A 13,174-nucleotide genomic window follows, 5' to 3' on the forward strand; every position below is an offset into this window, starting at 1 on the left:
ACCATGGAGGCCGAATGCCGTCAATTCAGTGTTGAACAGACTTTTGCCGAACCATCCTGCAGCAGCCCATCGTTCCTTTATGTATACGAGTCCGTCGAACGGTATGTCGAGCGGGCGGCCGCCTATGTGCGGCAAGGACTGTCAGAGGGCGAGCGGACGCTGTTCGTCGATTCGCAGGAACGATACCGCCGGCTGTGCAGACAGCTCTCGAAAGAGGAGCGGGCCGGGATCGATTTTGTCGAAAATGTCGGGTTACGCTGGAAGGGAGGAGGCTTTACCGTCAATTCGGCGTTGGTATGGCTGGCTTGCGTCATTCAGCCGTTCCTGGCGCAAGCGGCCAAACTCCGTTTCTGGGGGCATGTAGAGTGGACCGCGAAGGAGAAACTCCTGCGCAAGCGGGCGAAGGGCGCATTCGATTGCGGACTCAGCCTGGAGGCGATGGGCACTCCTACGGTATGGGCTTACGACGGCAGGACGCTCCCGGCGGCTCAGCTGCAGCTGATGCTGCGCCGGCATCCGTACTGGATGAACGACACGGAGCTATGGCAATCTCCGTTGTACTGCAATCCGAAGCAGGGGGCGGACCAAGCCTCCGAAATGTTTAAAGACAGCTTTGAAGGGGACGGCGAACTGAACCGGTATCGGCAGAAGCTGGATTTTGCCCATATTGTCATGCATGAAGTACGCAATCCGCTCACGGTCGTCAAGAGCTATGCCAGTCTGCTGGCGGAGAAGGAAGAAGACCCGGACAAGCGGCAGAAGCTCGACTTGATCGGCGATTATGCCGCTCTCATCGATAACGAGCTGAGCCACATGCTGGCGACGGAGCAGATGCTGTCTTCGCATTCGCTGTGGCATCATACCCGGATTCAGCCGCTGGCGGTGCTGGAAGAGGTTGTAGAGCTCATGAGGGTGAAGGCGCGTCTGCAGCAGCAGAATCTGAAGGTGAAGCTGGAGCTGCGCCGTGAAGACGTTATGCTGGGCAACGCGGCCGGGCTGCGTCTGATTATCAGCAACGTGCTTAGCAATGCGCTCAAATACAGCAATGAAGGCCAGACGGTAACCTTCGCGGCGAAAATCAGAGAAGGAAAGCTGAGGCTGAAGATTACGGACGAAGGGATCGGCATGAGCCGGGAGGAACTGGGTCGGCTATTCCGCAAATATGAGAAAATGCACCCCGGACGCGGCGGACAAGGGATCGGCCTGTTCATGGTGAAGAAGCTTGTCGACGATTTCGGCGGTGTCATTGAGGTGAAGAGCATGCCGGATGAGGGAACGAAAGTCCGCATTGAGCTGCCGCTGCGCAAGCTTGCCGGTAACGGTTAGTCCGCCGCAGACCCGCGCTTCCCACGTTCCGCCTCCCGATATGCCGCCGGTGAAAGGCCTACCCGTTTCTTGAACGCCTTGGAGAAGGAGAACAGGTCGGGATACCCGACGGAGCCGGCAATTTCGGCGACAGTATAGCCGGTTTGCCCGAGCAGCCGTTTAGCCTCGGTCATCTTCAATTGCTGCAAATACTGGACGGGGGCCATCCCATGCTTGAGCCGGAACCGCTTGGTGAAATGGCTCCGGTCGACGCCCACGTGTGCAGCTACGTGCTCTACCGTGATGCCTTCCCCGAAATGAATGTCCATATATTCCTTTCCGATTTGCAGCCAGGCAGCCGATTTGTGCCCGTTGTCCGCAGGGTGAGAGGACCATTCGGACAGCTTGTCGAATATGCCGTACATATGAGAAAGGCGCATCAGATCGGACATGTTCGGTGAAGCGGCGGCATCCAGAAACGTCCACATCTGCTGAACGACTTCGGGACGCAGCGCGCCGGCGGCATGGGGCTTGGAGGCGGTTAATCCGATTCGCTCCAGTAAGTGTGGCGCACCGCTGCCGTCAAAGGCGAAGAAAATTTTGCGCAGCGGCTCGTCCGGCTCGGTGATATACTCATGCGTTACATGAGGAAACAGGCCAAACATATCGCCGCTGCGCAGGGGATAGCCCGCGCCGCCCTGAACAAACCGGCCCGCCCCTTCGAGAACGAAGAGCAAATAGTAGAAAGGCGACGTGCGGGGGCCGATATGGTAGTTCGGCTTGGCCCGGTTGTGTCCGATACGGATGGGCCAGGCCGGGCCCGCCTTCTCGAAATCGGTCGGCGTGAAATGACGAATCTCCAAATACTCGTGATGGTCCTCGGTCATGGTTCTTGGCTGCATGCAGGTTCACCTCATTTTTCCAACGATATAGCTTGATTGTAGCTTGAAATACTTATATGGACAATCCAAGGTAATCGCTGCATACACGCAAAATGACAAATTGAAAAGCCCGCGAAATGACATTGCCGTATTTCCGGGCGCTTGGTATGATGCATATAGATTTCAATTCCTACTTGAATACTTGGTTATCGACCGGTCGAACTGGAGATACGACGATGGTGCTGACGAGGCTTAGAGTTTAGGTTCTAAGCGGGCCGGCGCTGCGTCGTATTTTTTTTCGCCAGCGAAAGGGGGAGCCCTGCGTGGGGACACAGATGGACATTCAATTCGGTTGGTTTCTGCCGACCGCAGGTGACGGGAAGTATGTGGGGATTGCTCCGGAGAGAGAGCCGACCTTGGATTATTTGATCCGGGTGGCGCAAACGGCCGAACGGTCCGGTTTCGAATTCGTGCTCATTCCGACAGGAGGCGCCTGTCTTGACGCATGGGTCGTCGGATCGGCGGTAATGAGCCACACGACGACGCTGCGGCCGCTGGTCGCGGTGCGTCCGGGACTGGTGGCGCCGGTATTGGCGGCCCGGATGGCGGCGGCGCTGGATGTGCTGTCCGGCGGAAGGGCGATGATCAATGTCGTCACCGGAAGCTCGGTGCAGGATTTGGAGGAGCTGGGAGACCCGCTGGCTCACGCGCATGACGAGCGGTATGAGCGGGCCCGCGAGTATCTCGAGGTGATGACGCAGTCATGGACGCAATCGGACGGTATGGCGCTGTCGGAGTTCTCGGAGCATAAGGGGGACGGGACAGCTTCCGATGCGCCGGTTCCCGGCAAGGAGCCGTTCAAGGGCAAGTATTACGAGTTTACGCGGGCCGTCAGTACGCCGAAGACGGTTCAGAAGCCGTATCCGCCGTTTTATCTGGGCGGCAGCTCGCCGATCGCGAAGCGCGTGGCGGTCGAGTATGCGGATTGTTACCTGATGTGGGGAGAGCCGCACGAATGGATTCGCGAGCAGATCGCAGAGATCGATGCCATTCGGGAGCAGCTTCGGCAGGAGACCGGACAGCAGCGGCCGATGCGCTACGGCATGCGGGCGCAGGTGCTGGTCCGGGAAACCGAAGAAGAAGCTTGGGCGGCGGCATGGGACATCATCAGCAAGGTGTCGCCTGAAGTCATACAGCAGGCGCAGGACTCGTTCGCCAGGACGGATGCTACGAACCAGCGCCGGCAGAACGAGCTGAGAGAGCTTTCCCGTAAAGACCAATTCGTCGTCGGTCCGAACCTGTGGACGGGGTTGTCTCTGGTCCGGTCCGGGGGTGCGATTCTCATCGTAGGAACGCCGGAGCAGGTGGCCGACAGGCTGGTCGAATATGCCGAGCTCGGCGTCTCGACCTTTATTTTATCGGGCTATCCGCATTTGGAGGAGGCTGACATATTCGGGTCCGCCGTACTGCCGGTTTTCCGCAAGAAGTGGGCCGAGAAATGCGGGAGCGGGGTTGAAACGAACACTGAATTGAGGGGGATATCGAAGCTATGAAAATCAAACCTTTACTGCATCTGATGACCGTATCGCTGGCAGCCGTAACTGTTCTTTCCGCCTGCGGCAGCAGCGGCGGCGGAAGCTCGTCGGCTCCGGCTGCATCCGGCAGCACCGGCGCGGGAACGACCCCGGCTCCTGCTCCTGCGGAGTCAGCTAAGCCGGTTACGATCTCGTTCATCCACTGGCGGGGCGAAGACGTGAAGTCGCTGACGTCCATTATTGAGAAATTCCAGACGGAACATCCGAACATTAAAGTCGATATGCAGACGATGCCTTCGGAGCAGTACCAAACCGGGGCGCAGGCGAAGCTGCAGGACGGCTCCGTCGGCGACGTATTCACGTCGTTCCCGGGCGCGCAGTTCGAGGCGCTGGCGAAGGCCGGGCTGTTCGCGGATTTGTCGGGCGCTCCATTCCTGAGCAGCTTCAACGATACCTTGATCGCCTCCGGCAAGAAGGACGGCAAGCAGCTTGCGGTTCCGTACCAGCTCGTCTACAACGATCCGATCTATAATGTGAAGCTGTTCGAGAAGCTGGGGCTTACGCCGCCGAAGGATTGGGCCGGGTTCCTCGAGCTGTGCGAGAAGCTGAAGAGCGCCGGCTTGATTCCGATTGCCTTCGCAGGCGCAGACATCGGCCCCGGCCAATTCATGAACACGATGGTGATGAACAACCAGCCTAGCGACGACATCTTTACGAAGGTCGAGGCCGGCCAAGCGAAGCTGACCGACGAGTTTTGGGTCAAGACGCTGACGCAGTTCAAAGAGCTGAACGATAAGGGCTACTTCCAGCCGAACGCGCTCGGAACGAAGGATGCTGCGGCCGGCGCGCTGTTCCAGCAGGAGAAGGCGGCCATTCTGGCCAGCGGCTCGTATCAGCTGGCGCAGAACAAGAAGGCGAATCCGAATCTGGAGCAGAAGCTGCTCGCGCCGATCACCGTACAAGCCGGCCAAGCGAAGTACGAGGGCGTTCACACGACGACGTTCATGCTCGCGGTGAACAGCAAATCGAAGCATCCGGAGGAAGCGAAGAAGTTCATCGAGTTCCTCAGCCGCAAGGACATCGCCGGCCAGTATGCGAACGAAACCGGGCAGAACGTGACGGTGAAGGATGTGCAGTATTCTTCGCCGGAGCTGCAGGTGGCGGCGGAATGGTCGGGGAAGAAGACGATCTTCCAGCCTCGGTTCAGCATAGCGAACGCCGAGAACCAGAAGGCGGTCACGAACTCCATTCAGGCGGTGCTGAGCGGCAAGTCGCCTGAGGACGCGGCGAAGGAAGCGCAAGCGATCGTGGACCAGCACATCAAGAAATAGCCGATGCCGAACCGTAAAATGCTGTGGCTATTCATACTGCCGGGCTTGCTGCTGTATGCCGTGTTGTTCGTCTATCCGACATTGTCGGGTCTGATGTACTCTTTCACCGATTGGGACGGCGTCTCGCCGTCCTTCCGCTATGTCGGCGCCGACAATTACCGCAAGACGCTGGAAAGCATCGTCTTCCGCAAGGCATTTGCGAACAACGTCAAGTTCATGCTGACCGTCGTAATCGCGCAGACGGCCGTTTCGCTGGGGCTGGCGCTGCTGCTCGTCAAGAATACGAAGGTGAATGTGGCGCTGCGGACGCTGTATTTTTTCCCGGCGATCCTGTCCTCGGTTGCGGTGGGGCTGATCTGGGCGTTCATCTATGACCCGACGATCGGCGCGCTGAACGGGGTGCTGCAGGGGGCCGGACTCGACAGCTTGGCGCGGAACTGGCTGGGCGACGCCGGGCTGGCGATTTATTCCATTGCCGCCGTACAGGTGTGGGCTCATGCCGGGCAGATGATGATCGTGTTCGTAGCCGGCCTGCATGCGATACCTGCGGAGCTCTACGAGGCCGCCCGGATCGACGGCGCCGGGCGCCTGCAGACCTTCCTGCGCGTAACATGGCCGCTGCTCGCGCCCTCGGCGACCATTGTCGTCGCATATACGACGATCCAGTCGTTCAAAGCGTTTGATTTGGTATTCGCGATGACCGACGGTGGGCCGAACTACGCTACGGAAATTTTGACGACGTATATTTACCATGTGGCGTTCGCCAATTATTCGTTCGGCATGGCGTCCGCGGGGTCGATGCTGTTCCTGCTGCTGGTCGGCGGCTTGACCTTCCTCCAGTTCAAGGCGCTGCGTGCGGAACGGGTGTCGTATTAAGGGGGGCCTCTCATGTTCGTGAAAATCATAGGGAAACTTACGCTGCTTCTCTATGCGCTGCTGATCGCCGGGCCGCTCTATGTGGTGGGGGTATCGATCTTCAAGCAGGGAAACGGGTTGTTTGCCGACCCGCTCGGGTGGCCGAAGCCCTGGACGTTGGAAAACGTAACGGCCATCTTCGGAGAGCAGCCGATGGGACGATACTTCCTCAACAGCGCAGGGGTTACGCTGGCAACTGTGGCGCTTGAGCTGCTGCTGAGCAGCTTGATCGCTTACGCGATCGTGCGGCTCGGCGGCAGGAGCGGACCGGCGCTGTTTGCCTTGTTCGCGGCCGGATTGATCGTGCCGTCGCAGGTGAGTATGCTGCCGATTTATGCACTGGCGCATAAGCTCGGGTTTTCCGATCAGCTGGGCGGGCTCGTTCTGGTGTCCGCAGCGATGCTGATGCCGGTGTCCGTGTTTATGCTGACCGGATTCATGCGATTGATTGGCAGAGACATTCTGGAGGCGGCTTCGACAGACGGAGCGGGGGAGTGGACGATGTATTGGCGCATGGCCGTGCCGCTCGCGGCGCCGTCTCTGGCGGCGACCGCAACGTTCCTGTTCGTGATTGTGTGGAACGATCTGTTGATGCCGATGCTGCTGATTAACGGCAAGTCGAAGCTGACGCTGCCGCTGGCCATCCTGCAGTTCCGCGGCGAGTACGTGACGAATTACCCGGTTCTGCTCACGGGCGTTGTGATGACGGCGCTGCCGATGACCTTGCTGTTCATGTTCTTGCAGCGATTTTTTGTAGCGGGGCTTGCGGCGGGGTCGGTGAAAGGTTAGGCGGCTTTTACGTGCGGAAACGGGGGTCTGGACTCCCGGCGTGCGGTGACGGTTACACGACGATGGTCAACCCCCGTGCGAACAGGGCCCGCAGCTCGCGATGCGCCGAAAGGTGCTCGCCAGTTGCGGGCTTTGTTTGCATTTAACGAGACTTTATGAAGCTGAGTTTCATAAGCTGCCGGCTTCTATCTGCCGTTGCCTCATTTCCTCAGGCTGGGTCGTATGCTGACGGTGGTTGGACACGTTAGGCCGATGATTGGGGAGGGAGTTATGCCAGGTTTTCATGGTAGTCCAGTCTTTCTTGGCAGGTTCATGCGAAATAGCGGATCGGCGGGGACTTATTTTATCGAATGGGTCGATCATCCCCGGAATAGCGGATCGGCAGACTCTTATTTACCTGCAAAACCGAGTAAACAGGGCATTGTGAGGCAACTCGGGAAAAATAAGACCTCACGGATCCGCTAATTGATGATTCCGGTTGAAAACAAGCAAAATAACGCCTTGCCAGTCCTTAATTTTAGGTGTGTTGGGCAGGTGCGTCCCGATCCTTCCATAATTTTGGAGTATCGGTCATTGCGATCAAGTCGTTTCGTGCGCTAGTCATCGTGCACTTTCCAGCGATGTGAATGTAGAGCGGGAAAATGATGCTCATATTTTCCAAAAACATGAGGAGAAAGGCACCACTTGGGCAAAATAAGTTACCGGCGTTCCACATGCCAGGCTAGAAAGGCTCAATCTGATCCGTTGCATATCTACCGCCTATTACCAGTACAGTTTGGCGTGCAGGGAGCTTGCCCGGCGAGCCGGCTGCCGCTTCTCAATAGAGCTATGCGAACATTTCATAAGTTACTTGTGATATAATAGTAGCAATATGTCCATAGGAGGCGATGACCGATGATTCAAGTGTATCCTGCCGCTTCGCGGCATTCGTTCGATCACGGCTGGTTAAGAGGCAGCCACAGCTTCTCGTTTGGAGAGTATTTTGACGAAAATAATACGGCGTTCGGACCGATGCGGGTATGCAACGACGATACGATCGCACCGGGCAAGGGATTTGGGGCGCATCCGCACAGCGATATGGAGATTTTGTCTATCGTCCTGGAGGGGCAGCTCCGGCATGAGGACAGCCTCGGCAACGTGATGGTAACGTCGTTCGGCGAAGTGCAGCGCATGTCGGCCGGCACCGGCGTCGTCCATACGGAGCATAACCCGTCGGAGACGGAGGAAGTGACGCTGCTGCAGCTATGGTTCGCTCCCGAGCGCCGCGGACTTGAGCCGTCTTATGAGGCTACGCGGTTCGATACGAATGGCTTGTACGGACAGCTGCTGCCGGTGGCATCGCAGGATGCGGTCCCGGGCAGCGTAGCGAAGCTCCATCAAGACATGACCGTATATTTGAGCAAATTGAAGGCCGGGGAGTCGATCACGTTCCAACAAGCTGCCGGAAGACGTGTGTTTGTGTTTGTCATCGACGGCGAGCTGGAGGTACATCGTGCAGCGGGAACAGCGGAGACACTGCAGACCAGGGATTCGGCGCGGATCGTAGATGAACCGGTGCTAAAGCTAAGTGCGGATGCAGGTGTCGATGAGACGTTCTTCATGCTCATCGATTTACCGTAAAGAGGAGGGAAGAGGATGCCAAGATTGCTGATCAAGCATGCCGTCGGCGGACGTACGTTTATCGATTCCGGCAAGCAGCCGGGGGTGGCGTATGTTCTTGAGCCGGCCGATGGCTCCAAATGGCTGATAGAGGTTCGTGTTGCGCCGGAATTGGAGGAACAGGTGGCGGAGCTGCTGCGCTGGAAGGATGAGCTGAACGTATTCATCTTTCATACGCTGCAAGACGGACGCCAAGAGAAGGTGTGGTACTACACCGGCAACGGCGGCATCAGCTATGATGAAGCCGACCGCTTGCTGCGGGTAATAAGTACGCGCGAGCTCCGGTACTTGCCCTCGGAGTATTGGGAGTAGCAATGGATTCAGGCAGCCTGCTCCACAGGAACGCCGTTACACGATGGCCCATAAGTTCGGACTGTATACGCAACCCGCCGGAAAGTCCGGGAAAGCAGCTCCAACTCCCCGCAGTCTTCGGCCGAGCCCAAGCCCCTGCAAGCCATAGCCTTCCGGAGACGAGACGGCACACCGTTTGATGTCGTCAGGTGCGGGCCCCCCGCACCTGATCTTCCAACCGTTCCTTATCCGGCAGCCGTACCGCTTCCCAGAACGAATCTTTCGAATTCCGCGACCGGCAGCGGACGGCTGACAAGGTAGCCCTGCACGACGCCGCAGCCGAGCGCTTGCAGCCGGTTCCATTGCTCCCGCGATTCGACGCCTTCACAGACGACGTCCATATGCAGGCCGCGGGCTAAGCCCAGCATCGCCTTAAGCACGGTTTCGCTCTGATCCTGCTGCCCGATCGAGCTGATGAACGAACGGTCCAGCTTCATCGTCGTGAACGGGAAGCGATGCAGGGCGCTGAGCGAGGAGTAGCCGGTGCCGAAATCGTCGATGGCCAGGTGGACGCCGAGCTCGCGCACGCCGCGGCACACCTCCAGCGCTAGGCCGTTATCATGAATGGCGATGCCTTCGGTGACCTCCAGGCACAGCTTGTCCGGAGGAAAGCCGGTTTCCGCCAGCACCTCCGCCAGCTTCTCCACGAACCCTCCGGCCAGCACTTGCTTTGGAGACAAATTCACCGACAGGACAAGATCCTGCATCCCGAGCGAACGCCATCGCTGCCAATGGCTAAGGGCGGTCCGGAGCACCCAATCGCCCATAGGTACGATCAATCCGGTTTCCTCCGAGAGGGGAATGAATTCCCCGGGGGCGACCATCCCGCGAACCGGGTGCATCCAACGGATGAGCGCTTCGGCCCCGACGATCACACCCGTGCTCATGTTAACCTGAGGCTGATAATACAGCAGGAATTCCCCGCGCTCCAAAGCATGCCGCAAACCGTTCACCACATTTAAACTGTGCTCGTTCGATTCATTCCATTCGGCCGAGAATCGCGAGTATGTATTGCGCCCGGCCTGCTTGGATACATACATGGCCGTATCCGCGTGGCGCAGCAGCTCCGCGGGAGTCCGGCCGTCGGCCGGGGCGATGCTGATGCCGATGCTTACGGTTATGTAATACTCTTTTCCCTCCAAAGGGATCGGTGCCTGGAGCGCCTCCATTAGCCGGCCGGCGGCTTGGAGCGCCGTTTCCTCTGTAGGAATGGCAGGAAGCAGAATGGCAAATTCGTCTCCGCCAAGCCGGGCAATTGTAGCCTGAACGTCGCAGCAGCTGCGCAGCTTCTCGGCGATCGCCATCAGCAGCGAATCCCCCGCCGCATGACCGAGGGTGTCGTTAATCAGCTTAAAGCGGTCCAAATCGAGCAGCAGTACGGCGGCCATCCGCTCTCCATCCTTCCGGTCCAGCTCGCGAATCGCCTGCTCCATCCGTTCATGGAACAAATGGCGGTTCGCCAGATCGGTCAGATCGTCGTGATAGGCCATGTGGCGCATGAGCAGCTCGCTGCGCTTGCGTTCCGTAATATTGCGCAGAATGACGTACTGCAGGATTTCATCGTTCAGTACAAGGTAGTCGCTCTCCGCTTCCGTAATCAGAGCCTGTCCGTCCGGGCCGAGGAAGGCGAGCTCCTCGCGGAGCGGCTCAAGCTCCCGGAAACGCTTGTAATACTTCTGCCGGAAAGGCTCCTGATCGGCCTCCATCAGGAATTGATCGATGAAGGCCCCCTCCAGGTGCTGATCCGATAAGGAAATCATGCGTTCAAAGGCCGGATTCGCTTCCACGACGCGGGCATGGCGGTCCAGCAGCACGATGCCGTGCTTGGAGAGCCGGAACAAAATTTGATACTTTCGCTCGGGCGAAGGGAGCAGGTTTAATTTGACAATGGCATAACGGATACAGAACGCCCAGACGAGGACGCCGTATTGCGGGATGAGCCGCGGCGGCACCTTGCCATGCCAATCGAATATGTACTCGGGAAGCGTAGAGTAGGCGACCAGCACGAGGAACGTTGCCAGCATTCCGACAAAAAGCGGCGTATATTTCCGGCGCTCGGCCTTAACCAGCTTGAAGTACTGCCCGAATCGCCGGCGTGCGAAAAACAGCAAGGCGGAGCAAAGCACGACCGCATAAAGGAGCGTCGCTTTCAGCAGGATGTCGAAGGCAGGGCTGAGCTCCTCATCCCGGTAACGGCCGTTATAATTATATTCAAGGATGAACACGTCGGGCAGAAGGGTTAACGCCGTATAAGCTGCGAGAGGGATGGCGGCAAGCACGAGCGTCCAGCCGTTATGAAACCGAAGCACGGACAGCCGAATAAAGAAGTAAATGCTTGACGATACGGCCAGGAAGGCGCCTCCGAATTTGACGAACAAGCTGATGGAGCTCATGTACTCGCCCGGAACCGTGGCGATCAACCATTCGCCCAAAAATATCGTGCTGCAGCAGATCAATTGAATGGCAGCGGTGCGATTCAGCAATTGCCTCGGGTTGCGGAAATACACTTCGGCGGCGACGTATAATACCATGAGGAAAGGAATCAAACAGAGCAGCAGCGGTATGACCAAGCTATTCCAAAGAACTGTATTCAAAAGGGACACTCTCCCGATGTGCAACATATGTAAGCGATGCCGATAGCATTCGACATATTGAAATCGGTTTCCTTCTTGAAAAGTTGCAATATGGCTAAAGTTTCTGTACACTGTTGGCAGTTGAATCTATTGCGGCAATGAAGGATGGAAGTACTTGGCGTGCCTGCGTGCAGCGAACCGGGGACAGTGGAAGCCCGGGACGACAGGGGCCAGGGAAGAGGCGGTCCGGAGCGGCACAATCGAACGAAAAGCGGGTGCGCCGGAAGCGGTGCATCAACTAGGGTGGAACCGCGGGTGCGCATATCGCTCTCGTCCCTAGACAGGACCTGTCCTGTCCGGGGCGGGGGCGTTTTTACTTTTGATATGAAGGAGAAGATGAGTAAATGAGCGTTACGATGGATCAGGTTGTGGCATTGGCCAAGCACAGGGGCTTTATTTTCCCGGGGTCGGAGATTTACGGCGGTCTGGCCAACACGTGGGACTACGGTCCGCTGGGCGTGGAGCTGAAGAACAACGTCAAGCGCGCTTGGTGGAAAAAGTTCATCCAGGAGTCGCCGTACAACGTCGGGTTGGACGCGGCGATTTTGATGAATCCGCAGGCGTGGGTCGCTTCGGGGCATGTGGGCAATTTTAACGATCCGATGGTGGACTGCAAGCAGTGTAAAGCACGCCACCGCGCCGACAAAATCATTGAGAACGCCCTCGACGCGAAAGGCATCGAGATGGTCGTGGATGGCCTGTCGTTCGAGCAGATGGGCGAGCTGATGAAGGAGCACCACATCGTATGTCCGGATTGCGGCGCATTCGATTGGACCGACATCCGCCAGTTCAACCTGATGTTCAAGACGTTCCAGGGCGTGACCGAGTCTTCGGCGAACACCGTGTATCTGCGTCCGGAGACGGCGCAGGGCATCTTTGTCAACTTCAAGAATGTGCAGCGCACGATGCGCAAGAAGCTGCCGTTCGGTATCGGTCAGATCGGCAAGAGCTTCCGCAACGAAATTACGCCGGGCAACTTCACGTTCCGCACGCGCGAGTTCGAGCAGATGGAGCTGGAATTCTTCTGCAAGCCGGGCGAGGATCTGCAATGGTTCGAGTACTGGCGCGGCGTGTGCCGCGACTGGCTGCTGTCGCTCGGCATCAAGGAAGCGTCGATTCGTCTGCGCGACCACTCCGACGACGAGCTGTCTCACTACTCCAACGCGACGACGGACATCGAGTACCGCTTCCCGTTCGGCTGGGGCGAGCTGTGGGGCATCGCGGACCGCACCGACTACGACCTGAAGCAGCATATGCAGCACTCGGGCGAAGACTTCAACTACGTCGATCAAGACAACGGTAATGAAAAATATATCCCTTACTGCATCGAGCCGTCGCTCGGAGCAGACCGCGTCACGCTGGCGTTCCTGATCGACGCCTACGAGGAGCAGCAGCTGGAGGGCGACGACAGCCGCACGGTGCTGCATTTCCACCCGGCGCTGGCGCCGGTGAAGGCGGCGGTGTTCCCGCTGTCGAAGAAGCTGGCCGAGGGCGCTCAGGCGATCTTTGCGGATTTGGCGAAGCACTTCGTCGTCGACTACGACGACGCGGGCTCGATCGGCAAGCGGTACCGCCGCCACGACGAGATCGGCACGCCGTTCTGCATCACGTACGACTTCGAGAGCGAGCAGGACGGCCAAGTAACCGTGCGCGACCGCGATACGATGGAGCAGACGCGCATGCCGATCGCTGAGCTGAAGGCGTTCATCGAGAGCAAGATTCAGTTTTAATAAGGTTTGGCGGGGCGGGGAGCGATCCCCGTCTTTTTTTTACTG

General features: G+C 58.1%; 10 protein-coding genes. 8 read left to right on the forward strand and 2 right to left on the reverse strand.

What is annotated here, in order from left to right:
* Nucleotides 1-3: 3 nt before the first annotated feature.
* On the forward strand, nt 4-1,326 hold the full coding sequence (locus ACFFK0_RS04540) for an ATP-binding protein (RefSeq protein ID WP_377468715.1): 1,323 nt from the start codon (nt 4-6) through the stop codon (nt 1,324-1,326).
* On the opposite strand, the gene ACFFK0_RS04545 is transcribed toward ACFFK0_RS04540, so the two are convergent.
* The gene (locus ACFFK0_RS04545; RefSeq protein ID WP_377468716.1) at nt 1,323-2,207 is read right to left on the reverse strand and encodes an AraC family transcriptional regulator; all 885 of its coding nucleotides are present in this window, start codon (nt 2,205-2,207) and stop codon (nt 1,323-1,325) included. The two genes, ACFFK0_RS04540 and ACFFK0_RS04545, sit on opposite strands and share 4 nt — an antisense overlap.
* 314 nt (nt 2,208-2,521) lie before the next feature.
* Here ACFFK0_RS04545 and ACFFK0_RS04550 point away from each other — a divergent pair, with 314 nt between their 5' ends.
* The 6 genes from ACFFK0_RS04550 to ACFFK0_RS04575 all read left to right on the forward strand — a co-directional run bounded on the left by ACFFK0_RS04550 (nt 2,522) and on the right by ACFFK0_RS04575 (nt 8,727).
* Nucleotides 2,522-3,739: an LLM class flavin-dependent oxidoreductase gene (locus tag ACFFK0_RS04550; RefSeq protein ID WP_377468840.1), complete on the forward strand. Its 1,218-nt coding sequence runs from the start codon at nt 2,522-2,524 to the stop codon at nt 3,737-3,739.
* A complete protein-coding gene (locus ACFFK0_RS04555) occupies nt 3,736-5,052 on the forward strand; it encodes an ABC transporter substrate-binding protein (protein ID WP_377468717.1) in 1,317 nt (438 codons plus the stop codon). The genes ACFFK0_RS04550 and ACFFK0_RS04555 overlap by 4 nt, the downstream gene beginning before the upstream one ends.
* Before the next feature lie 3 nt (nt 5,053-5,055).
* Nucleotides 5,056-5,928: a carbohydrate ABC transporter permease gene (locus ACFFK0_RS04560; protein ID WP_377468718.1), complete on the forward strand. Its 873-nt coding sequence runs from the start codon at nt 5,056-5,058 to the stop codon at nt 5,926-5,928.
* A gap of 12 nt (nt 5,929-5,940) precedes the next feature.
* A complete protein-coding gene (locus ACFFK0_RS04565) occupies nt 5,941-6,756 on the forward strand; it encodes a carbohydrate ABC transporter permease (protein ID WP_377468719.1) in 816 nt (271 codons plus the stop codon).
* Between the two features lie 894 nt (nt 6,757-7,650).
* On the forward strand, nt 7,651-8,376 hold the full coding sequence (locus tag ACFFK0_RS04570; protein WP_377468720.1) for a pirin family protein: 726 nt from the start codon (nt 7,651-7,653) through the stop codon (nt 8,374-8,376).
* Between the two features lie 15 nt (nt 8,377-8,391).
* Nucleotides 8,392-8,727 carry a hypothetical protein gene (locus tag ACFFK0_RS04575; protein WP_377468721.1) on the forward strand — a complete coding sequence of 112 codons (336 nt, stop codon included), beginning with the start codon at nt 8,392-8,394 and terminating at the stop codon, nt 8,725-8,727.
* A 224-nt stretch (nt 8,728-8,951) separates the two neighbouring features.
* Here ACFFK0_RS04575 and ACFFK0_RS04580 read toward each other — a convergent pair whose 3' ends face one another.
* A complete protein-coding gene (locus ACFFK0_RS04580; protein ID WP_377468722.1) occupies nt 8,952-11,360 on the reverse strand; it encodes a putative bifunctional diguanylate cyclase/phosphodiesterase in 2,409 nt (802 codons plus the stop codon).
* A gap of 383 nt (nt 11,361-11,743) precedes the next feature.
* On the opposite strand from ACFFK0_RS04580, the gene ACFFK0_RS04585 reads away from it, so the two are divergent.
* Nucleotides 11,744-13,129, forward strand: a complete 1,386-nt coding sequence (locus ACFFK0_RS04585; protein ID WP_377468723.1) for a glycine--tRNA ligase — start codon at nt 11,744-11,746, stop codon at nt 13,127-13,129.
* Nucleotides 13,130-13,174 lie beyond the last annotated feature (45 nt).

This window comes from Paenibacillus chartarius, from assembly GCF_042432825.1.
Lineage (GTDB): Bacteria > Bacillota > Bacilli > Paenibacillales > NBRC-103111 > Gordoniibacillus > Gordoniibacillus chartarius.

What these genes read in the sequence shown, in the direction of transcription:
- ACFFK0_RS04540 (WP_377468715.1), top strand. Translation starts at nt 4, where the DNA reads ATGGAGGCCGAATGCCGTCAATTCAGTGTTGAACAGACTTTTGCCGAA.
- ACFFK0_RS04545 (WP_377468716.1), bottom strand. Translation starts at nt 2,207, where the DNA reads ATGCAGCCAAGAACCATGACCGAGGACCATCACGAGTATTTGGAGATT.
- ACFFK0_RS04550 (WP_377468840.1), top strand. Translation starts at nt 2,522, where the DNA reads ATGGACATTCAATTCGGTTGGTTTCTGCCGACCGCAGGTGACGGGAAG.
- ACFFK0_RS04555 (WP_377468717.1), top strand. Translation starts at nt 3,736, where the DNA reads ATGAAAATCAAACCTTTACTGCATCTGATGACCGTATCGCTGGCAGCC.
- ACFFK0_RS04560 (WP_377468718.1), top strand. Translation starts at nt 5,056, where the DNA reads ATGCCGAACCGTAAAATGCTGTGGCTATTCATACTGCCGGGCTTGCTG.
- ACFFK0_RS04565 (WP_377468719.1), top strand. Translation starts at nt 5,941, where the DNA reads ATGTTCGTGAAAATCATAGGGAAACTTACGCTGCTTCTCTATGCGCTG.
- ACFFK0_RS04570 (WP_377468720.1), top strand. Translation starts at nt 7,651, where the DNA reads ATGATTCAAGTGTATCCTGCCGCTTCGCGGCATTCGTTCGATCACGGC.
- ACFFK0_RS04575 (WP_377468721.1), top strand. Translation starts at nt 8,392, where the DNA reads ATGCCAAGATTGCTGATCAAGCATGCCGTCGGCGGACGTACGTTTATC.
- ACFFK0_RS04585 (WP_377468723.1), top strand. Translation starts at nt 11,744, where the DNA reads ATGAGCGTTACGATGGATCAGGTTGTGGCATTGGCCAAGCACAGGGGC.